Genomic DNA, 21157 nt, shown 5'->3' with positions numbered 1-21157 from the left:
TGCGCGGCGGCCTCTCTCCCCCTTTGTCGGGAGTGCGCCGAAGCGCACCTTCGATCCGATCAGAAGCGGTAGCGTGCGCCGAGCCAGAAGCGCGGCTTGAGCTCCTGCACGTACACCAGGTTGGTCTCGGTGCGGGCGTACTGACGGAACGGCTCGCTCGTCAGGTTGACCGCCTCAAGCGACACCGCGAAGTTGTCGGTGACGTCGTAGCTGATGTTCGCGTCCAGCGTTCCGAAGCTGTCGGTGAACAGCGGGTTGCGATTGCCGCCCTGGTTCACGCCCGACAGATACTTGTCGCGCCAGTTGTACGACACGCGGGCCGAGAGGCCGTTCTTGTCGTAGATCGCGGTCAGGTTCGCGCTGTCGCCGAGGCCAGTCAGCGCGAAGACGTTGACGTTCGGATCCGCATAGGGGTCCACGTTCACGTTGCCATCCACCTTGGTGTACGACGCTGCGAAGCCGAAGCCCGAGTTCCCGAAGAAGTGCGTCCAGGCGACCTCAAAGCCGTGGATGTTGCCTTCACGGTTGTTGATCGGGCCGCTGATCGCGAAGTTGACCAACGGATCGGTGGAGTCACCGAGGACGTCCACAGCGGCTGCCAGGCTGTTGTAGAACGCGGTGCCCAGCCCGACGCCCGGCGTGTAGTTCGCCTGGAACTGTGCCGTGGCGGCCGCCTGGTTGCCGTTGTTCTGCACCAGAAGCGCCGTGTAGGCGAACAGATTGATGTCGCTGATCGGGATGTTGTTGTCGCGCAGATAGGCCAGCGCGACGCCCGACCGCGAACCCGCCGCGCCCGAGCCCGGATCCCGCAGGCCGAACAGGTTGCCGTTGGTGACCTGGGTACCGATGAAATTGCGAACGTTCTTGTTGAAGAAGCCGATCGAGACGAAGCTCGAGGGCTTGTAGTACCACTCGACGGAGACGTCGAAGTTATCCGACACCAGCGGCAACAGGCCGGGATCCTGGCGGCTTGCGCTTGGCAGTGCCGCACCGAGCGCCGTCGGGCGGTTCGGCGCACCGGCAGTGACCGATGCGAACAGGTTGCTGTAATCCGCACGCGCGAGCGTCCGGCTGAACGAGGTACGCGCAACCACGTTGTCGACGACTTCGATGTTGAAGTCGAGCGACGGCAGCAGATTTTCGTAGCTTGCCTTCACGGTGAGGGCGTCACCGGCAGGCCCGCCGTCCACGAGGAAGTCGTTGTCCGACTGCCACCGCATCGCCGCCGGAACCGACTGAATGGCGATCGAAGTGACGTCGGTCTTCTCGTAGCGGACGCCGATCAGGGCGTTCGCCTTGCGCCCGGCGATTTCGCCGGCCCAATTCATCTGGCCGAAGACCGCCCAGGTCTTCTCGCCCACGGTGTCGTCGGACGCCCCCTGGTTCATGACCCCTCGGCCAGCGATCCCGCTGTTCGCATAATAGGGCCCGAACACGTCGAGGAGATCGACGGCGTTACCGCGGAACGCGACCAACGCCGATCCCGTCGAAGCCGGATCATATTTGTCGAACTTGCAGGTCATGCAGTAGGTCTTGACCAGATCGCCGGCCATCTGGCTGACGATGCCGGTGTCGGTGATGCCCCAGTCACCCAGCATCTGCTGCGTGTTGGACGTCACCGAGCGCATCTTCGAGTCGACATAGTTGCCGCCGAAGCTGAAGCGGCTCCCCTCGCCCAGATCCCAGCCGAGTTCGGCGGTGTACTGGTTGATGCGTGCTTCCTGCTCCGAGTAGATGACACGCGCGATCTGCGTGCCCATGTCGCCGATGTCGAGCACGCCGTTGCAGTTGCCGCCGCGGCCGCCGTTGGTCGCAGGGCAGTCGTTGATCGTTTCCGACTGCTGCGGGAAGCCGGTGGTGAAGTCGAGCCGGTGCGTCGCACGGACCGGGGCACCGATCGAGACCGTCGTCGCGGACGAGCCGTTCGAATTGTCCGGGTTGGTCTTCGACTTCGAGTGGTTGGCGTCGAGGGTCAGCGACAGGTTATCGGTGAAGTTCCACTTCAGGTTGCCGCCGATCGAGTAGAGCTCGGTGTCGGTGGCGAACCGCTGCTGCTCATATCCCTTGTCCGCCTGCACGGCCTCGGCGAGGATGACCGCGCTCTGCATCTGCGTGTTGTCGTCGAAGGTGACGTCGGTGAACGGCCGCTGGAACCAGTTGGTCTGCTCGCTGCGCTCGTCACTCAGCTTGTTCCGGGCATAGAGACCGTCGACCGTGATCTCCAGGCTGTCCGTCGGCTTGAACTGAACCACGGCCTGGCCGTTCAGACGCTCGCGGCGGTTCTCGGAGAACTGGTAGCGGCTGTCGTTCGGGACCTGGACGAAGGGCGTCGTCGGCCGATTGGTGATGTTCGTCGTCGGGGTGATGTACGGACCCGCCGTGTTCAGGAAGTCGGCCAGCGGCACGATGTTCCAATAGTTCGGGTTCGACTGGATCGAAGTCGATTCACGCAGCTGATAGCTGCCGAACACGGTGACGCCGAAGGTCTCGGCCTCGTTCTTCCAGTTGACCAGCCCGGAGACTTCCGGCGTGATCTTGCTCAGATTGCCCTCGGCATCCTCCACCGAGAGGTCATAGAGCGCCTTGGCGCCGATCGAGCCGGACAGGCCGTCCTCGCTCGCGTCGAGCGGGCGGCGCGTGACAATGTTGATCGACGCACCGATGCCGCCCGACGGGATGTTGGCGCGGCCGGTCTTGAAGACTTCGAGGCGGCTCACGCCTTCCGACGCGAGGTTCTGGAAGTCGAACGAGCGGCCGGTACCACGCGCAAAGGCGTTGCCGGTGCTCGTGTCGATGTTGGTGGAGGGGAGCTGGCGACCGTTGATCGTCACCAGGTTGAAGCCGCCGCTGAAGCCGCGGACGGCGACCTGCGAGCCTTCACCATTGGCGCGCGTGATCGAGACGCCGGTGATGCGCTGCAGCGATTCCGCCAGGTTGGTATCCGGGAACTTGCCGATATCCTCGGCAGAGATCGCGTCGACGACGCCGGCGGAGTCACGCTTGATCGCGATCGCCTGATCCAGCGAAGCGCGGATGCCGGTGACGACGATATCGTCGCCCGTGTTCTGATCGTCCGCGGCCGGCGTACCAGCCTGCGCCTGGGCACCGGCATCCTGTGCAAATGCCACGCCGGGCATCAGGAAGCAGGCCGCGAGGGCAATCGCCGACGTCGAACGCGTGAAAACTGGTGTACGTGAGCTTCTCATCTGTCCCCTCCTCATCGACGCGCCAATAAGGGTCTGCGTCGTAATTCGCATGGATACGGAGCGACCTTTCGCTTCCCGATGTTAACGCTATCAGGCTGTCTTACGTTGTCAACCGTATTGCGCTTGCCGCGGCGGGAATTCGAGCATTGGATTTTTTTGCGTATTTTCTTGGACTTACGACAGCGAGGTTCCCGATTTCACACGCTTGGTGTTGCACCCACAACACAGCGCCCGAGGAGTGCAATTTCAGCAATTATTCCGCATTCTGGGAGTAACCGTTTTCATGTTCCCAGCACGAGATTCGCGAGTCCTTGGAGAGTCCTTCCCTCTCGCTTTTGCCCACGTAGTTGCGCATTGGGCCCGGAATGATCCGTCTGCGCCCGCAAACCGCCGCCTTTCTCATGCTCGCGCTCGTCATGCTGCTCTGGGCCGGCAACTCGATCGTAGCGCGCGCGACCCGCGACGAAATCCCGCCGCTCACCTTGGCGCTGCTGCGCTGGACCGGCGCGCTGCTGGTGGTGCTTCCCTTCGCCTGGCGGCACCTCGTCGCAGAGCGTGCGGCGATCGCGCGCAACTGGGCGCGGGTGTTGCTGCTCGGCTTGCTCGGCGTGGCCGCGTTCAATGCCTTTCTCTACACCGGGCTGCACTATACCACCGCGAGCAACGGGCTGCTGCTTCAGGCGATGATCCCGGCCCTGGTGCTGGTGATCGACCTGGTGATCTTCCGAGTGAAGCCCCGCGGGATGGCGGTTGCGGGCGTGCTCCTTTCGACGCTCGGCGTGATCTTCATCGTCTTCCATGGGCACCTGACGGCGCTGGCTGACGTCGCGTTCAATCGGGGCGACGCACTGATCCTGTGCGGCGTGGTCGCCTGGTCCTTCTACACCTCGCTGCTCCGGCTCCGTCCCGCACTGCATGCGCTGAGCTTTCTGGGAGCCACCTTCGCGATCGGCGTGGTCGCAATGCTACCACTCGCCGCCACGGAATGGCACGAGATACTGCGCATCCGCTGGACGCCCGAAGTGATCGGCGCGATCGCCTATGTCGCGGTGCTGCCCTCGGTGGTCGCCTATGCGCTGTTCAACGCCGCGGTGGCCTCGATCGGCCCGGCCAAGTCGGGTCAGGCGATCACGCTGATGCCGCTGTTCGGCGCCCTGCTGGCGGCCGCCATCCTGGGCGAGCCACTGCACGGCTATCATCTCGCCGGGATGGCGCTGATCCTCGCCGGGATCGTCGCGCCCGTTGTCAGCGAGGCGCGCGCCGCGCGCGCGGCTCAGTAGGTCGCCAGCTCCGCCTTCGCGACCAATACGTCGGCGCGGCCCGGGCTGCCGAACACGCGAAAGCCCTCGACTTGCTTGAGCGAGAAGGCCGGGCCCTTGGGGGTGCGCACGCGGAAGAAGTCGGCGCCCTGTACGTCCTCGAGCCGGAAGGCCGGGCGGGGATCGGGCGTCTCGACCCCAACCTCGATGTTGCTCATCTCGAGGTTGCGCGCGCAACGCACGAAGAAGCCGGTGGCGGGCAGATCTCCGAACATGTTGGGTTCGGGATAGGCGAGTTCGGCGAGGGGCGGCACGACATGCGCCATCGCCTCGGGCGCGCCGCCGCGCTGGCCGAGGTAGACGTCGCTGATCTTCACGTCCTCGATCGGCCGCTCGTGCAGCCCGGCGATGATGGAAGGCAACAGCGGCCCGCCAGAGCTGGTGAGGTTCTGGATGAGGATGCGCTTCATCGTACCGATCGGCCGCCCCGCGGGGCCGCGCATCCGCTTGCCCAGCCGCAGGAACAAGGGCGAGCTGAAGTTAGCGCGCATCGTGATGTTGCTGATCACGACATCCTCGAACACGCCGCCGTCGACGGTCTCGAGCGCGAGGCCCTGGCTCTGGTCGAACACGCAGTTGGTGATCGCGATGTTGCGGAAGCCGCCGTTGGTCTCGGTGCCGAACTTGATGCGGCCATGGACGTTGGGCGCGAACTCGCGCGGCATCGGCTTCCAGCTGCCGTCGAGCACTGAGCCGACTTGGTAGTTGCCGGTGACGAAACAGTCCGAGATCGTCAGATTCTCGGTGATGCGCGGATAGCCGAGCGCGAAGCTGCTCTTGGGGCAGATGCCGTCGTCCCACGGCGAATTGACCGTGCAGCGCGTGACGCGGACATTGCGGCAGCAGTCGATGTCGAAGCCGTCGCGGTTGGTGTCGACCAGCAGATTGTCGATCGTCATGTTGTCGACGCCGGTCGCCAGCAGCGCGAACCAGCCGCCTTCGAGCACGCGGAAGTCGCGCAGCAGCACGTTGCGGCAATTCTTGAGCGCGATCGCCTTGTTGCCGGTGCCGGGGCCGGTCGGGTCCTTGAGCCAGTTGTCCTTGCCGTCGCCGCGGCCCAGCCCTTTGCCCCAGATCAGCCCCTCGCCGGTGATAGCGATGTCGTGGAGCCCCTCGCCCCAGATCAAGCTGTTGCGCCAGTGGCTGTGGCCATAGTCCTGATAAGTGGCGACCACCGGATCGATCGGATCGGCGAGGTCATAGCCGCCGCGTCCGTCCTGCGGCGGCGGCGCGGCCAGGATCGTCGCGCCATTGTCGAGATGGAGCGTGACGTTGCTCTTCAGCCGGATCGTGTAGCAGGCATAGGTTCCCGCCGGAAAGAACACCGTCCCGCCGCCGCGCGCGGCGGCTTCGTCGATCGCCTTGTTGATCGCCGGCGTGTCAACCGTCCGCCCGTCGCCCTTGGCACCGAAGCGCCGGACGTCGAGGAAGCCCAGCCGCGGATCGGCCCAGGCGGGGAGCGGCAGCAGCGCGGAGGCGAGCCCCGCCCCGCCCGCCAGCATCAGCGCACGGCGATCGATCATTGCGCCTCGTGCTCCACCCGGAACCAGTCGACGTCGACGAACCCGGCGGGCGCCGGGCCGCGCGTGAAGCTGAACAACGCCGGCCGCGAGCCCTTCCACCAGGAGAAGCGCGCCAGCCAGGTTGGCACACCGAACGCGGCGAAGCTGCGCCCTTCGTCGAGGCTGTAGGAATAGCGGACCACCTGCCCCTCGCTCACTTCGGCGCGCAAAAGCACGGCCGCATTGGCGAGCACGGGGCCAGTTGTCTCGCGGCCTTCGGTCGCGAAGGTCAGCCGGTTCTGCGCGCCTGTGTGCACCACGCCCACCCAACTCGGCCGCACGCCGAACAGCGAGAGGCCCACGCGCTGGCCGTCGGAGAGGTTGCGCACATCGATCCGCGTGGTGATCCGCGTGCGCGGCCCCTGCAGGATCTGGGTGAGCGTGTTGCGGGCCGTGACGAGGTGCTCGGCGGGCATCGCCGTCAGCCGCAGCCAGCCCGGACGCGCGGAGAGACTCCAGGCGCTGTCCTGTGGATTGTGGTTCCACTCCCATTGCAGGCCGAGCCGGGGCCGATCGAACTCGTCGCTATCCTGAATGCGATCGCTGGGGGGCGGCGCGCCGGTATCGGGCATCGCATGGCTGAGCACCGGCTGGCCGGATGTCTTGCCCGGGATCGGGTCGCCCATGACCGGCCAGTCGTCTACCCATTGGACCGGCTGGAGATGCACGATCCGGCCGAAGGCGCCGGTCTGATTAAAATGCGCGAACCAGCCCTGGCCCGAGGGCGTCTCGACATAGCCGCCCTGATGCGGCGCCTGCACCGGGGTGGTGCCCGCCTCGAGCACCACGCGCCACTCATACGGCCCCTCGATGCTGCGCGCGCGGCCCACGGCCTGGGGGCCGGTCCCCACCCCCCCGATCGGCGCGAAGATGTAGTACCAGCCGTTCCGCTTGTAGAGCTTGGGACCTTCGAGGACCGGGAGCTTCTCCTTGTCCTCGGCGATCACCTTGCCCTCGTCGAGCAGTCGCGTGCCGTCAGGGCTCATGCGGTGCAGGATCAGCGGCCCTGCCCCCACCTTGCCATGAACCAGCCAGGCGGTGCCGTCATCGTCCCAAAAGGGGCACGGGTCTTCGTAGCCGGGCCCGGCCTTCACCGTCACGGGCGTGCTCCACGGTCCCGCCGGATCGGTGGCGGTGGCCATGAAGATGCCTTCGTCCGGCGTGGACCAATAGACGTAGAACTTGCCTTCATGGTGACGGATGCACGGCGCCCAGACGCCGCTGGCATATTTGGTGCCGCCGATCGGTTTGGAGATGGTGTCGTCGAGCGTGTGCGGGCCCGGCATGTCGTAGAGCGGGCCGAAGGGCAGCCGCGGCAGGACATGACCGACGATCGTCCAGTGGACGAGATCGCGCGACTTCAGCACCGGGATGCCAGGCGAGAAATGGAAAGTCGAGGCGACCAGATAATAGTCGGCCCCGACGCGGATCACGTCGGGGTCCGAATAGTCGGCGAAGAGGATCGGATTGGTGTAGGTCGCCTGCTGCGCCGCGGCCGGAGCCGCGACGCCCATGGCCAGCGCGAGGAGCAGGCGACGCACCCTCACGCCGCCCGCCGCTCGGCGTCGATCTGTTCGAGCGACTTGCCTTCGTTGCGCGGCGCCCAGATCAGGCCGATCACGCCCGACGCAATGAGGAAGCCGGTCAGGATCCAGGCGAGCAGGGTGAAGTTGCCCGCAGCGAGTGCCGGCACCGCGAGGCTCCAGATGCCGAGACCGATGCGCACGATCGCAAAGGTGGCGCCCTGTGCGGTCGAGCGGATCGCCGTCGGGAAGAGCTCGGCCGACCAAAGCTGGAAGAAGCTCTGCGCGCCGAAGCCGCCCGCGATGCCCATGATGACGATGTGCGCGATCACGATCTCGAGCTTGAAACCGAAAATCGCGAGCAGCGCCATGCCGAAGACATGCAGGGCTGCTGAGATGCCGAACAGGAGCCGCTGGTTCACCTTGTCCGACAGCGTCATGAAGATGCCCAGGATCGAGAACATGCCGATCAGGAAGTAGCTCGCCGGCAGCATCGTCGCGGTCCAGGCGGGCAGGTTGTTCTGCTCGATCAGATAGGGCGTGAAGAAGCCGTTATAGCCGGCCCAGAGATTCCAGAAGCCGTACATTGCGGCGAGGAAGACGACCGAGCCCAAATAGCGCGGGCTGAACAGCTCGCGCCAGTTGATGCTGAGCGCCTGGCCGGCGGTCGCTGCCTTGGCCTCTTCCCAGCGCTTCGATTCCTCCATGCGCGAGCGCAGGAAGGTGAGCGCGATCGCCAGCACCGCAAGATGGACGAACAGCCAGCGGACGCCCGCGATGCCGAAGGGCTGGAGGAAATAGCCCGCCACCAGTACTGCGACCGGGCCCAGATACCAGAGCAACTGCGCCACGCCCGAATGGGCGCCGCGCTTCTTGTCGGGCGCCTGCTCGGCGATCAGCGACCAGGACGCGGGAATGTCCGCCCCCACTGCCAGGCCGACGAGAACGAAGCCGAGCACGATCATCCAGGGCGCGTTCGCGAACACCAGGAACATCATGCCAAAGGCATAGAAGAGCATATCGTACTGGTAGATCTTCTTCCGCCCGAACTTATCGCACAAAATCCCACCGACCAGCGCGCCGATACCCGCCGAGATGGCGTTGGCGCTGAACGCGCCGATCAGGCCAATGAAGGCGTCGCTCAGCCCATATTCGTGCTTCCACAGCGCAAGCGCGACCGACCCGGCGACGATCGAGCCGGCATCGATGTAGTTGGCCAACCCCGCGAGGATGGTGTTGCGCCAGTTGTTCTCCTGACCAGCGGTCAAAATCCTGTCTCCCTAGACGTCCAGCCCGAGCCGGTAGATGCGATTGGCATTGCGGGCGAAGAGCGCGCGGCGCTCGCCCTCGGTGAAATCGGAAACGGCATCGGCGAGCATCGACAGCGTCTCGTCGAAGCCGCCGAACAGCCGGTCGGTGGGGAAATCGCTGGCGAACATCGCGCGATCGATGCCGAACAGGTCGATCGCGGCGAGCGTGCGTGCGCGCACCGCCTCGGCGTTAAGCGGCCGGAAGACGAAGCCCATGCCGGAGATCTTCACCGCGACATTGGGCAGCGCCGCGAGCGCGTCCATGCCCTCGCGCCAGTCCGCCTCGCCGTCCACGCCCATGCCCGTGTGGTTGATGATCACGGGGATGTCAGGATGGCGCTCGATCAGCGCCGCGAGCCCCGCGAACTGCCCCGGATAGGCCTGGAGGTCGAACGAGAGCCCGTGCTTGCCGAGCAAAGCGAAGCCTTTCTGCCAGGCCTCGTCGCGCGTCACGTCGCGCGGGGTGTAGGTGCGGCGCGGATCGGCATGCCAATTGACTATGTGGCGGATGCCGCGGACGTTGCGGCGGCGCACATGGTCGTAGAGCAACGCGTCGACATTGGGATCGTCGAGCGCGGCGAAGGCGACGATGCCGGTGGGCATGCCTTCGCGGTCCGCCATGTCCTGCAGCCAGTCGGTCTCGTCGAGCGCCTGGGCCGCATCGGCGCCGGCATCGACATGCACCATGCCAACGACGTTCCAGCCCGCCGACTCGCGGCGATAATCATCGAGCAGATAGGTCGAAGCGATCGGCTCGACGCTCCCGTTGGGGCCGTCGTCCGAGAAGGGCGGCGTCAACCAGGCGTAGCGGATGCGAGCGAGGTCCCACAGATGGACGTGCGCATCGATGAACGGCAGCCGCTCCATTCCCCCTCCTTCGCTTCGTGTTCTACATTCTGGAACTACGTGTTAAGGGTTGAGAAGTTGGTCGTCAAACCCCGAAACGGCCCTTCTCCCATCATGTGACGAGCAATTGCGCATGTTGGACCGGGTGATACATTTGGTCCGGACGGGCCGAACGCCCGCGATGCGAGAGGGTAGAGGATGAAGGCTTTGGAGGGAACGGCCGTTGGCCGTCGCGACGTGATGAAGGGGCTGGCCGCGGGCACGGCGGTGGCAGCGGCGCTGGAAAGCGTCCCTGCAAGCGCTGCCGCGGGCGGGCGCAAGCGCTATGTCGCCGTCGGCGTGGGCAGCCGCAACCGCATGTACCAGGACGCGTTGTGGGGCACGCACAAGGCGAACGGCGAGCTTGTCGCGGTGTGCGACGTCAATCCGGGCCGGCTCGACCATGTCGCCGCGCGCGCGATCCAGGCCGGCGCCAAGCCACCCAAGCCCTATCTCGCCAGCGACTTCGACAAGATGCTGCGCGAGCAGAAGCCCGACGCAGTGATCGTCACCCCGCCCGACGCCTTCCACGACGGCTATATCGTCCGCGCGCTCGATGCCGGCTGCGACGTCATCACCGAGAAGCCGATGACCATGACCGCCGAGAAGGCGCAGCACATCCTCGATGCGGTCAAGCGCAGCGGCCGGCACATCCGCGTCACCTTCAACTATCGCTATTCGCCCTTCCGGAGCCAGGTGAAGCAGCTGCTGATGTCCGGCGTGATCGGCGACGTGCTCTCGGTGGACTTCCACTGGCTGCTCAACACCGTCCACGGCGCCGACTATTTCCGGCGCTGGCACTCGAACAAGGCGATCTCGGGCGGGCTGATGGTGCACAAGGCGACGCACCATTTCGACCTGGTCAACTGGTGGCTCTCGGACATGCCGGTGTCGGTTCAAGCGGTGGGTAAGCGCGACTTCTACACGCCCGAGATGGCGAAGCGCTTCGGGCTCCAGGGCGCGCACCAACGTTGCCACACCTGCCCGGAGAAGGACAAATGCACCTTCTTCTTCGACCTTGCCGCCGATCCGGGGCTGAAGGCGCTCTACCTCGATAACGAGAAGTACGATGGCTATTTCCGCGACCAGTGCGTCTGGCGGCCCGAGATCAGCATCGAGGACACGATGAACGTCATCGTCAGCTATGCCGGTGGCGCCACGCTCAGCTACAGCCTCAATGCGTTCAACGCCTGGGAGGGCTATCATGTCGCCTTCAACGGGACCAAGGGCCGGCTCGAGCATAGCGTCATCGAGCAGGGCGGCGTCGCGGGGGCGAGCAACGAGCGCGACGAGGACCGGATCAAGACGCGGATCATCCCGATGCGCGGCGAGGCGCAGGAAATCACGCCCGACACGGGCGCGGGATCGCACGGCGGCGGCGATGCCGTGATGCTCGCCGACATCTTCGATCCCGACGCCCCCGAGGACCCGCTGCTGCGCGCTGCCGACGAGCGCGGCGGCGCAGCCTCGTGCCTGATCGGCATCGCGGCGAACAAATGCTTCCAGACCGGCCAGCCAGTGAAGATCGCCGATCTGGTCACCGGGCTCGACCTGCCCGTGCTCCCGCCGATGCCCGGCCACAAGACCCCGGTGCCGATGCCGATGCGCACCGGCAAGCTCGGCTGAGGGATGTGCGCCCATAACCCGTCATCCCCGCGAGGGCGGGGACCCAGAGCCTCGAAGGGCATTGCTCGCGACTCCTGGGCCCCCGCCTTCGCGGGGGTGACGGGGTTGTTGATTGCGCTCGCCTCCCCTGCCCTCGCCCAGCGGATCGACCGGCACGCGCTGGTGGCGCGCCACGACGTCGAGCTCAGCCGCGTCGATCCCCATGCGCCGCTGATGCTGGGCAACGGCAACCTGGGCTTCACCGCCGACATCACCGGGCTCCAGACCTTCCCCGAGCAATATTCGCCGATCGCCCCGCTGCTGACGATGGCGCAATGGGCATGGCACAGCTTCCCCAACCCGGCTGGCTTCACCGAGGCGGACGGGATGGTGATGGTCCCCGTCCCCGGCCGCGGCGAGCAGCCCTATCCCTGGATCCGCGACTGGTCCGAGATCGAGAAGCGGCCCGCGCTGCAGTGGCTGCGCGAGAACCCGCACCGCTTCTCGCTCGGCCGTCTGGGGCTGGCGCTGCTCCGCGTCGACGGAAGCCAGGCCGCCTTCAGCGATATCACCAGCCCGCACCAGCGGCTCGACCTGTGGACGGGCACGCTGACCAGCCGTTTCGTCTTCGACGGCGCGCCGGTGACGGTGGAGACGCGCGTCCATCCCGACCGCGACATGGTGATGGTCTCGATCCGCTCGCCTCTGGTCGCGCGCGGGCGGATCGGCGTGGACGTGCGCTATCCGGGCGTGTCGGCCAGGCTCAACCCGGACCCTTCCGATTGGAGCAACGACGCCGGGCACCACACGCGGGTGCTCGCCCATAGCCCCGGGCGCCTCGAGATCGAGCGCACGATCGATTCCACCCGCTATTATTCCGCTATCGCCGCCCCCTCGGCCGGCATCGCCGAGACCGGTCCGCACCGCTTCCGCGTGCTCGCGCGGCAGGGCGACCGGCTGACCGTCACGGTCAGCTTCGACCGCGCCCGCCAGACGCCTGGCGCCTATGATCCCGCCGCCACGACCCGCCACTGGCGCGACTATTGGTCGAAAGGCGGGATGATCGACTTTTCGGGCAGCGCCGATCCGCGCGCCGCCGAGCTGGAGCGCCGGGTGGTGCTCTCCCAATATCTCGCCGCGATCAACCAGGCCGGCGAGTATCCGCCGCAGGAGGAAGGGCTGTTCTCGAACAGCTGGAACGGCAAGTTCCACCTCGAGGTCCAGCCGCTCCACCTCGCGCACTGGGCCGCCTGGGGCCGCCCCGCCCCGCTCGAGCGCAGCCTGCGCTGGTATGTCTCGATGCTCCCCCGCGCCCGCGAAGTGGCGGCGCGGCACCGCGTCGTGGGCGCCTGGTGGACCAAGATGTCGGGTCCCGAAGGCTGGAACAGCCCCAGCACGGTCAATCCCTTCATCATGTGGCAGCAGCCCGCGCCGATCTACATGGCCGAGCTGGTGTGGCGCGCCCGCGGCGACCGCGCGACGCTCGACCGCTATGCCGAGCTGGTCGACCAGACCGCGCGGCTGCTGGCGAGCTGGCCGCGGCACGAGGGCGGCCGGCTGGTGCTCGGCCCGCCGATCATCCCCGCGCAGGAGAACCACCCGCCGCTCACCACGGTGAACCCGGGCTTCGAGCTCGAATTCTTCCGCTGGGGGCTGGAGACCGCGCAGCGCTGGCGCGAGCGGCGCGGATTGAAGCGCGAGGCGAAGTGGGACGAAGCGATCGCCGCGCTCACCCCGCCGCCGCAGCGCGACGGGCTGTACCTGCCGGTCGAGACCGCGCCCGATTTCTGGACCCGGGCAATGTCGCGCGCGTGCAGCGGCCGTGCGAGGTCGCCCGACTGCCTCAACCGCGACCATCCCTCCTTCCTGCTCGCCTGGGGGCTGATCGGCGGGAGCCGTACCGATCCGGCGACGATGCGCCGCACGCTGCGCGCCACCGAGGCGCATTGGGACCTGCGGCAGACCTGGGGCTGGGACTTCCCCACCGTCGCGATGACCGCCGCCCGGCTCGGCGAGCGCGACAATGCCGTCGACTGGCTGTTCCGCGACCTGCCCAACAACCGCTGGGGCGTGAGCGGCATGACGCCGCGCGTGCATCTGGAGGAAGAGAAGCAACTCGTCGGGCCGGCGGCGGCGCAGGCGGGCGTCGGTCCCGATGGCCCCGGCTTTGCGCGGGCGGCGGAGACCTATTTCCCGTCCAACGGTTCGCTGCTGCTTGCAGTGGCGATGATGAGCGCGGGGTGGGGCGGGTCGCAGGGGGCGGCGCCTGGGTTTCCCAAAGGCTGGAAGGTGCGCGTGGAGGAAGTGCGCGCGGTTCCGTGAGTGGGGGAAGTAGCGGCGCGCCGGGCTAACTTCCCACTTTTCCCGCGTTTTGGGCAATTTCGTTGCGCCGGAACGCAAGAGAATGTCGCGAGACGGAGACCGCGCGCTTGTCGCATGTCCGCTGGAAGTTGACAAAGTTGACACCTTCCGCGGGGTTTTTCGCCATCCTCGGAAGATGGTCCACCATGCCCGACAGTTCAAAGAGCGCCGCCGACCGAGACCGGCGGACGACCAGCCAAGCAAGCGAAATCCTACTTTGCAAGAAGCGCGTTGTGGGCGGACGCAGGGAATGGCCCTCGCGCGGATGACCTCCCCGCCCTGGTTGGGACATTAAATCCCTCTCCCCGTGGGAGAGGGTTGCGCAGACTTAGGTCCGGCGAAGCGGGGCCTTAGTCGGAGCTGGGTGAGGGTGTCCCGCTATCGAGAGGGGATCCCCTCATCCAAGCTCCGCTAGGCAGCGAGCTGCCAAGCTGCGCTATCCTTCTCCCTCCGGAGAAGGTTTGAACGGCCGTTTTCCACCCACTAGCCCCCCATCACCCCGGCTTTGACGGCGTCCAATCCCCATCGGCCGAGCCGTCGGGGCTCGACAGCACGACTCGGTAGCCGTCCGGGTCGGTCAGCCAGATTTCCCAGTGGTTGGGCCCGCCCTCTTCCGGCGGCGGGGGATTTCGGTGCACGGGCAGGAAGACCTCCGCCTTCATCGCTTCGCTCCGCCGGACCGCCTCGTCGAAATCATTGACTTCGAACCACAGCAGGACGCCGTTGCCGAACGGGCGGTCGTCGGGGTCGCCTATCGCCCCATGATCGTGCTCGACCTCGAAGCTGTGAAGCTGAAGGACGAGCTCGCCGTTCGACACCAGGCGCTCATAGGCCGGGCCGCCATGATCGCTGCGGCAGCCGAGCAGTTGCTGGTACCATCGGCTGCTCGCTTCGACATCGGCGACGGCGATCAGCGGTTGTGCGCGCATGATGCTTCTCCCGCGGCGGGTTCGCGACTCGGCCGCGGATCGTAGCAGCCGGCGCGCTCCCGCCAATGGGTGGAAGTGGCGGCCACCGGACATTCGAAGTCGTGCGCCAATCCCTTAACGCTTGCCGCTCTACGACGCTCGTTTGGAAATCGCATCGAGGGATGATCGGGTTGAGGGGCAAGATATTGGGCGCGTGCGCGCTGCTGACCGCAAGCACGGCACAGGCGGAACGAGTCAGCGAACCCTATGCCATGGTCGGTGATTGGCGAATTACCGCCGAGAATCATCGGATGTGCGTGATGGGGCGCGAGTACGCCAGCCCTGTCCCGGAGGATGCCCAGGGGCTGATCGTCGTCTACGACGCGCAGCGACAGATTGTGTCGCTCAACTGGGCCGCTCGCAAACCCAAGCTCCCCGTGCTCACTGACTCGCTCGACTTCCGTCTGGCGTTCCTGAAAGGGAAGTCGATGGACGAGTCATGGGGCAGCCAGCCTTTTCAAATTCAGAAGAACGACGGCTATCTCTTCACCCATTTGTTTACGGGTGGGCCGGACGTTCAGCACATCCTCCGGGACCTCGCGTCCCACGATATCATCACGCTGTTCTTCGGCCCGTTGGTGACGACGAGCCTTTATCTCAATGCGTCTGACGCCGTGGCAAAGCTGCGCGAATGTTCGTCGAAGCTCGCCGAAACTGCTCCTGCGGAGCCCGTGCAGAAATAGGTCTGCTTGGGGTTTGCAGGGTCGGCGGCCGCAACCCGCGCATTGACGCTCGTCCGCTTCCGGCGCCCAATTTGGGGCAGCGGCGAAAGGCCGAAATCGGGTGGAATACGGAATGGCAGCTTTCAGCTGGCACTAGGTGCAGTCGCGCCATCGCGTACGGTCTTATCTCGTCTTCGGTGCCGTCCAAAGGGCCTCGTGGGGAAAAGGCAGCCGAATGCTGGCCGCCCATTTATGGCCGTCGATTTCGACGGCGCCCTTTTCTTTCCGAGTTGCCAGAAAGGCCTTCAATGCGGGTAGCTCGGACGACGGCAGGAAGATGCTGTAAGAATCGCCATCCTTCCGCGTAGTGGGAGCCTTCAAGCCCGGCCAACGCTCGGGCCAGAAAATCGACCGGTCAGGGGCGTACTCGTACGGCCACACCATAACCTCAACTACACTCGGCAGCCAAGCTCGTGCATTTGAAGAGGAAAACTTAATCAATCGATCAAAGGAAACGACAACTGCCTCCGGCAACTTGAGTCTTACAGATTGGTTCTCCAGAGACCCATACACGCTTATATAGAACGGCGTATCGCGATCATATATAAGTAGATCGTTGCCTGGTTGATCCGTAGCATCATCAGCCTCATATCTGCCAGACAGGTTTCTCAACTCACGACGGTCGAATGCATCGAAAAACGTCTTTAATTGACGACCGTCGAATTTTGTCGACATGTACCCCGTCGTGGTTGCGAAGATAGCAGTCCCATCACTGTAGAGCGCGAACCTCGGTGAATCGGAACCGACAACGCTGAGCCATGGATCAGACGCCAGCATAACTATCAGAGGGGTTGGTATTGAAGAAGCTCGTGCGTCGGCCAGAGCCACAGGCCGGTCGAAGAAAGCGACCTGAGCTTTATCTGGCTTCAAGACGCGGTTCTGGATGGGGGGCGTGGCACCCTCGCAGCCGGCTACCATAACCGAGAGTGAGCAGGCCGAAGCTAGCGCCACATGACGAGGTGAGCCGCTGACCATCGCGGATGGATGAACGAACGACAGCTTTGAAGCAAGACGTCGGTAGGCGCAAAGGTCCGAAAACGGGGCGTTAGCCGCCATCCAAACCTTCTCCGGAGGGAGAAGGATACCGCAGCTTGGCAGATTGCTGCCTAGCGAAGGTTGGATGAAGGATCGCTGGTGGCCGAGCGGATCGACGATAGGGTGATCCCCTCACCCAGCTCCGACTAAGCCTCCGTTACGCGAAGACCAAGTCTGCGCAACCTCAGCGTTTCGAGCCCCAAAAAAGGGACGCAGCCGAAGCTGCGCCCCCTTCTCCAATCTTGGCCCAGTGCCTCAGAACTTTAGCACCGCGCCGATGTAGAACTCCTGCCGCAGCACGTCGTAGGTCGCCGGATAGGTGTTCGAGCGGATCTGCGGGGAGCCGACGATCGGGGGCTCGTTACCGGTCAGGTTGTTGACGCCGCCGTAGATCTGCATGCCCTTGGCGAAGTCGTAGCTGAGCGACAGGTCGAAATAATGCTGCGCCTTCAGCACCGGATAGACCAGCGTATTCAGCGCCGGCGCGGTCGCCGAGCCTGCGCGGGTCGGCAGGATGTAGCGATCGTTGGTGACGCTGCCGATGTAGCGGTGCCGCAGGCTCGCGCTGAAGTCGCCCGCATCCCAGGTGATGCGGCTGTTGCCGCGCCAATTGGGGAGCGGCTCGCCGCAGGTGCTGCCGAACGATCCCGCGCAATAGTTCTTGATGTCGGGCATCGCCTGGAGCGGCGTCAGCGTGAACTCATAGGTGTAGGTCCAGTCGGTGGCGAAGGAGAGATTCCCGCCGCCGAGCGGCACGCTGTAGCGCGCGGCGATATCGATGCCCGAGGTCTTGAGCGCGCCGGTGTTGGCGTTGCGCACCTGCACCGCGAAGGGATCGCGGATCTCGCCGTTGGCGGGATCGCGCTGCACGGCGCGACAGAACTCGCTGCCCGCGTCCTGGATGACGTTGTAGCAGAGGTTGAGCGTGTTGCTCAGCCCGCCGCCCAGCGCCGCGATCGCGCCTTCGAGCTCGATGTTGAAATAGTCGACGCTCGCCCGGAAGCGCGGCAGGAAGCTGGGCGTGAAGACCACGCCCGCGGTCCAGGTGTCGGACTTTTCCGGCCCCAGGTTCGGGTTTCCGCCGAAATCGGTCGGGATGATCGTGTTGGGCTGGATCGCGCCGAAGATGTTGCCGGCCGGCACGCCGGTGGCGGCGCACACTGCGCGGACCGCGTCGGTGCGCTGCGCGGCGGGCTGGCGGTCCGAACAGGGATCGATCGCGCTTTCGAAGCTGCGGCGCGTGCCCCCGTAGAGCTCGCCGACGTTGGGCGCGCGGATAGCGCGCTGATACTGGCCGCGGAAAGTGACGTCCCGCACCGGCCGCCATTCGAGCCCGCCCAGATAGGTCCACTGGCCGCCGACGCCCTCGAGGTCATAGTCCGAGTAGCGGAAGGCGCCGTTGACGACGAGGCTGTCGATCATCGGCGTGTTGTGGATCAGCGGCACGCGGACTTCACCGAACACTTCCTTGGCGCTGACGCTGCCGCCGGTCGGCAGGCCGGGGTTGAAGCCTGCGACGTCGCCCGATGCGAGGAAGGAGTCGGGGGTGAACACCGCCTCGGTCCGCCGCCACTCGACGCCGGCCGAGAAGCCGACCTGGCCGGCGGGCAGGCGGAAGAGATTGCCCGAGATGTTGCCCGACGCCACCTGCATCTCCGCGACCGTGGTGTTGGTGGCAGTGACGCGGATGGCGTTGGCGCAGGCATCATCGATGCTGAGGCCGAAGATATTGCACACCGGCGCCGCGCCGCCTGCGCCGCGCAGCACCGACGCCTGGATGCGGCTGCGCGAGATGGCGTTGCGCAGGATCGTGGTCTCTTCGCTGCGGGCGTAGCTGTAATAGACGTCGTAGGAGAGATCGGTGAGGAAGTTCTCCGACGCGCTGCCCAGGTCGCCGCGGAAGCCGGTGGCGACGCGGAACACGTTGCGGCGCATGTCCGCCATGCGCGGGCCCACTTCGCTGTAGCGCTTGCCCGCGGTCAGCACCGCGCGGCCGTCGCCGGGCGTGGTGGTGTAGCTCGCCGAGCCGGCCGAGACCGTGGTCGTCCCCGTCTCGCGCAGGTCGAGCTGGCGCAGCACTTCCTGCATCGCGGGGGTGAGATAGGGATTGTTGACGTCGAACAGCGTCGGCACGCCGAGGTTGCTCGGCGCGAGGCGCGCGTTGACGCGGTTATTGCTGAAGTGGAGCTCGACGTATCCGGTCAGCGCGTCGTTGAAGTCGTAATGGCCAAAGCTGTTGATCATCCAGCGTTCCTGCGGGATGATCAGATAATTGTCGGGGCCGAGGTTGAAGCGATCGGCCGGATCGACTGCGGGGCGCACCGCGCTGCCGGCTTCGTCGAAGGTGAAGCCGAACGAGCCCATGCCGGTGAGACCCGCGCCGGCATAGGCGGCGTTGAGGCCCGCGTTGGACTGTGCCGATCCGGGGAGCGGAATGCCCGAGAAGCGGCCGGTGGGAATGTCGCCGCTGCCGCCCGCGCGGAAGCCGAGCTCGCCGCCAGCCGCGGTGCACGCCGCGCCGGTCGCGCTCGAGAAGCTGGTGCCCGCGCCATTGGGGCTGCCCGACCCGGGCACGATGCAGCCGTCCTCGAGCGAATCGAACGCCCAGGCGCCGCGCTCGCCGCGGGTGATGCCCTTGCGCTTGAGATAGCCGGCCGAAACGGTGACGTTGCCGCGGCCGTCCGAGAAATTGGTGCCGAGCGTCAGGTCGGCGCTGTAGACCGGAGTCCAGGTGGCGGCATCGGTGCGGTATTGCGCGCGCGCCTCCACGCCCTCGAAGTCCTGGCGCAGGATGAAGTTGACGACGCCGGTGATCGCGTCCGAGCCATAGACCGCCGAGGAGCCGCCGGTGACCACTTCGGTCCGCTCGATCAACGCGGCGGGGATGGTGTTGATGTCGGTGACCTGCTCGGGCCCGAAGATCGCGAAGCGGCGGCCGTTGACGAGCACCAGGTTGCGCGTGTTGCCGAAGCCGCGCAGGTTCACGTCGGCGGTGCCGCCGGGGACGGTGTTCGAGCTGGCGCCGCCGTTGGTCGAGGGGACGAACTGCGGCGTCTCGCTGAGCAGCTCCTCGACATTGACAGTGCCGGTGCGAGTGACTTCCTCTGCGCCGACGACCGAGACCGGTGTGGAGGCGTCGAAGCCGTCGCGCTTGATGCGCGATCCGGTGACGACGATCGGCTCACTCTCTCCGCTTTGCTGCACCGCCGGTTGGTCGGTCTGCGCTTCCTGCGCCTGCGCCGCGGTCGCAAGCAAGGTCAGGCACGCGGCGGCGACGCTCGTGGTCGACAGAAGCCCATGCCGCGAGATCATGCGAATCATCCTCATCCCCTTGTGGTTCGTTGCCGGACGTCGAGGGACGAGATGGTGTTGGCCGCGCGGCCTGTCTGGCCGTCTGCTGCCGCGTAACGCCGGCCCAGTTCCGCAGCTGGGCAACCTCCCCCGGGGAGCCTCTCGGCTTCTCCCATATTATGGAACGCAATTCTCTCAGATGAGAGGATCGGCGTCAACGCGTTTGTTTCGGGCTTGTGTCGAAATATCGCGCGTGGGGGGTCAGATCACCGAGCTGCGGTTGGTGAGGCGCGAGCGGAAATGGAGGCCGATTGCCAGCCGGGCGTCACCGTCGTTGCAGGCGGCGCGGAGGGCCGGGAGGTGGTCGAGTACCGCGGCGCGGACCGCCTCTTCGGAGCGGGCGCGCCAGGCGGGGCCGGCAATCGCATAGCATTCGACGTCGATGCGGACCGTGGGGACGGCGCCCGGCTCGACATGGATCACGAACTGGGGGCGCGGGATCTTGGGGACGAAGCCGAAGCCGTCGAGCGCCTCGCGGATCGGGACCGAGGGTACGCTATGCGGCCTCCCCTGCCGGTCGCGGAAGCGCACCAGGTCGCGCGTGCGGCCGAGCATCTCGAACTCGGGGAAACCGTCCGCGCCCGGGCCGATCCAGCGGCCCCAGTCGCCATTCTCGTAGCGCAGCAGCACCGCGGCACGGTGGAAGGGCCAGGTGCCGCTGAGCACGATCCGGCCCTCCCCACCGGAGCCGACCGGCGCGCCGGTGTCGGGGTCGACTGCATCGTCGCCGCGTCGCAGACGAGCGTGATGATGCTCATGCCGACCTGACGGACCTGTTTGGTGAACTCGAGCCGCGTGAAGCCCGACCAGCGCAGCACCGGCGTGTCGTTCTGCACGTCGGCGCCGAGGACGTTGAACCAGATGTCGGTTCCTTCCTCGCCGGCGCCGCGGCCGAAGAGGATCACCGTCCCCTGGAAATTGATCGAGACGAGCTGCTTGAAACCGGCCACCCCGCGCACTCCCCTTCGTCGGCGATGGGGCTGCTATGCACGGGCGCGGCGACGCGGCTCCAATCGATCCCCGTCCCTTTCGGAGGCGATTGTCGGGCCGGAATGCGGATTGCGCCGCGCGCAGACGCACGAATGGCCCGCTCAGGCCAAGGGCCAGGCGGGCAATCGGTGTTCCGGCGAAATCGGAGCAATCTGCGGCGGCATGCCGCGCTTCCTCGGCCAGGTGGGCGGAGGAAGACGATCGTGAATGGGTTTTGGTCCAACGTGCGAGCTAACGCAGGCTGCAATGCCTGGCGGCGACCTACTCTTCCATCGCTTAGGCGATAGTACCATCGGCGCTGTCTGGTTTCACGTCCGAGT

Annotated in this window: 13 protein-coding genes; 4 read left to right on the top strand and 9 right to left on the bottom strand. The window is 66.0% G+C overall.

The features are described from left to right. Positions 1 to 59 precede the first annotated feature (59 nt). Positions 60 to 3206, bottom strand: coding sequence for a TonB-dependent receptor (locus tag J7500_RS07925; RefSeq protein WP_294061146.1), 3147 nt, complete (start codon positions 3204 to 3206; stop codon positions 60 to 62). A 365-nt stretch (positions 3207 to 3571) separates the two neighbouring features. Between J7500_RS07925 and J7500_RS07920 the strand changes: the two genes are divergently transcribed. Then, entirely contained in the window at positions 3572 to 4486 is a 915-nt protein-coding gene (locus tag J7500_RS07920; protein ID WP_294061145.1) for a DMT family transporter, read from the top strand. On the opposite strand, the gene J7500_RS07915 is transcribed toward J7500_RS07920, so the two are convergent. From J7500_RS07915 to J7500_RS07900, 4 genes are read right to left on the bottom strand one after another with little or no spacing between them, the layout of a single operon-like run. Next, positions 4480 to 6048 (bottom strand): glycoside hydrolase family 28 protein, encoded by a 1569-nt coding sequence (locus J7500_RS07915; protein WP_294061144.1) that lies wholly within the window; start codon positions 6046 to 6048, stop codon positions 4480 to 4482. The two genes, J7500_RS07920 and J7500_RS07915, sit on opposite strands and share 7 nt — an antisense overlap. Beyond that, entirely contained in the window at positions 6045 to 7634 is a 1590-nt protein-coding gene (locus J7500_RS07910) for a glycoside hydrolase 43 family protein (RefSeq protein ID WP_294061143.1), read from the bottom strand. The genes J7500_RS07915 and J7500_RS07910 overlap by 4 nt, the downstream gene beginning before the upstream one ends. Beyond that, on the bottom strand, positions 7631 to 8878 hold the full coding sequence (locus J7500_RS07905) for an MFS transporter (protein ID WP_294061142.1): 1248 nt from the start codon (positions 8876 to 8878) through the stop codon (positions 7631 to 7633). The genes J7500_RS07910 and J7500_RS07905 overlap by 4 nt, the downstream gene beginning before the upstream one ends. A 12-nt stretch (positions 8879 to 8890) precedes the next feature. Continuing rightward, positions 8891 to 9787: an amidohydrolase gene (locus J7500_RS07900; RefSeq protein WP_294061141.1), complete on the bottom strand. Its 897-nt coding sequence runs from the start codon at positions 9785 to 9787 to the stop codon at positions 8891 to 8893. Between the two features lie 177 nt (positions 9788 to 9964). Here J7500_RS07900 and J7500_RS07895 point away from each other — a divergent pair, with 177 nt between their 5' ends. Together J7500_RS07895 and J7500_RS07890 are read left to right on the top strand one after the other, a co-directional pair. Beyond that, positions 9965 to 11431, top strand: a complete 1467-nt coding sequence (locus J7500_RS07895) for a Gfo/Idh/MocA family oxidoreductase (RefSeq protein ID WP_294061139.1) — start codon at positions 9965 to 9967, stop codon at positions 11429 to 11431. A 105-nt stretch (positions 11432 to 11536) separates the two neighbouring features. After that, a complete protein-coding gene (locus J7500_RS07890) occupies positions 11537 to 13732 on the top strand; it encodes a hypothetical protein (protein ID WP_294061138.1) in 2196 nt (731 codons plus the stop codon). A gap of 533 nt (positions 13733 to 14265) precedes the next feature. Here J7500_RS07890 and J7500_RS07885 read toward each other — a convergent pair. Then, on the bottom strand, positions 14266 to 14700 hold the full coding sequence (locus J7500_RS07885; RefSeq protein ID WP_294061137.1) for a VOC family protein: 435 nt from the start codon (positions 14698 to 14700) through the stop codon (positions 14266 to 14268). A 161-nt stretch (positions 14701 to 14861) separates the two neighbouring features. Here J7500_RS07885 and J7500_RS07880 point away from each other — a divergent pair, with 161 nt between their 5' ends. Continuing rightward, positions 14862 to 15422, top strand: a complete 561-nt coding sequence (locus tag J7500_RS07880) for a hypothetical protein (RefSeq protein WP_294061136.1) — start codon at positions 14862 to 14864, stop codon at positions 15420 to 15422. A gap of 162 nt (positions 15423 to 15584) precedes the next feature. On the opposite strand, the gene J7500_RS07875 is transcribed toward J7500_RS07880, so the two are convergent. The 3 genes from J7500_RS07875 to J7500_RS07865 all read right to left on the bottom strand — a co-directional run bounded on the left by J7500_RS07875 (position 15585) and on the right by J7500_RS07865 (position 20513). Beyond that, positions 15585 to 16136 (bottom strand): hypothetical protein, encoded by a 552-nt coding sequence (locus J7500_RS07875; protein ID WP_294061135.1) that lies wholly within the window; start codon positions 16134 to 16136, stop codon positions 15585 to 15587. A 615-nt stretch (positions 16137 to 16751) separates the two neighbouring features. Next, complete coding sequence (locus J7500_RS07870; RefSeq protein ID WP_294061134.1) at positions 16752 to 19817, bottom strand: TonB-dependent receptor; 3066 nt, start codon at positions 19815 to 19817, stop codon at positions 16752 to 16754. Positions 19818 to 20048: 231 nt separating this feature from the next. After that, positions 20049 to 20513: a hypothetical protein gene (locus J7500_RS07865; RefSeq protein ID WP_294061132.1), complete on the bottom strand. Its 465-nt coding sequence runs from the start codon at positions 20511 to 20513 to the stop codon at positions 20049 to 20051. Between the last annotated feature and the right edge of the window lie 644 nt (positions 20514 to 21157).

Origin of the sequence: Sphingomonas sp. (assembly GCF_017744835.1) — a bacterium.
Classification (GTDB): Bacteria; Pseudomonadota; Alphaproteobacteria; order Sphingomonadales; family Sphingomonadaceae; genus Sphingomonas.
Note: the sequence above shows the minus strand (reverse complement) of the source record. Positions and strands in the feature narration are given on the sequence as shown.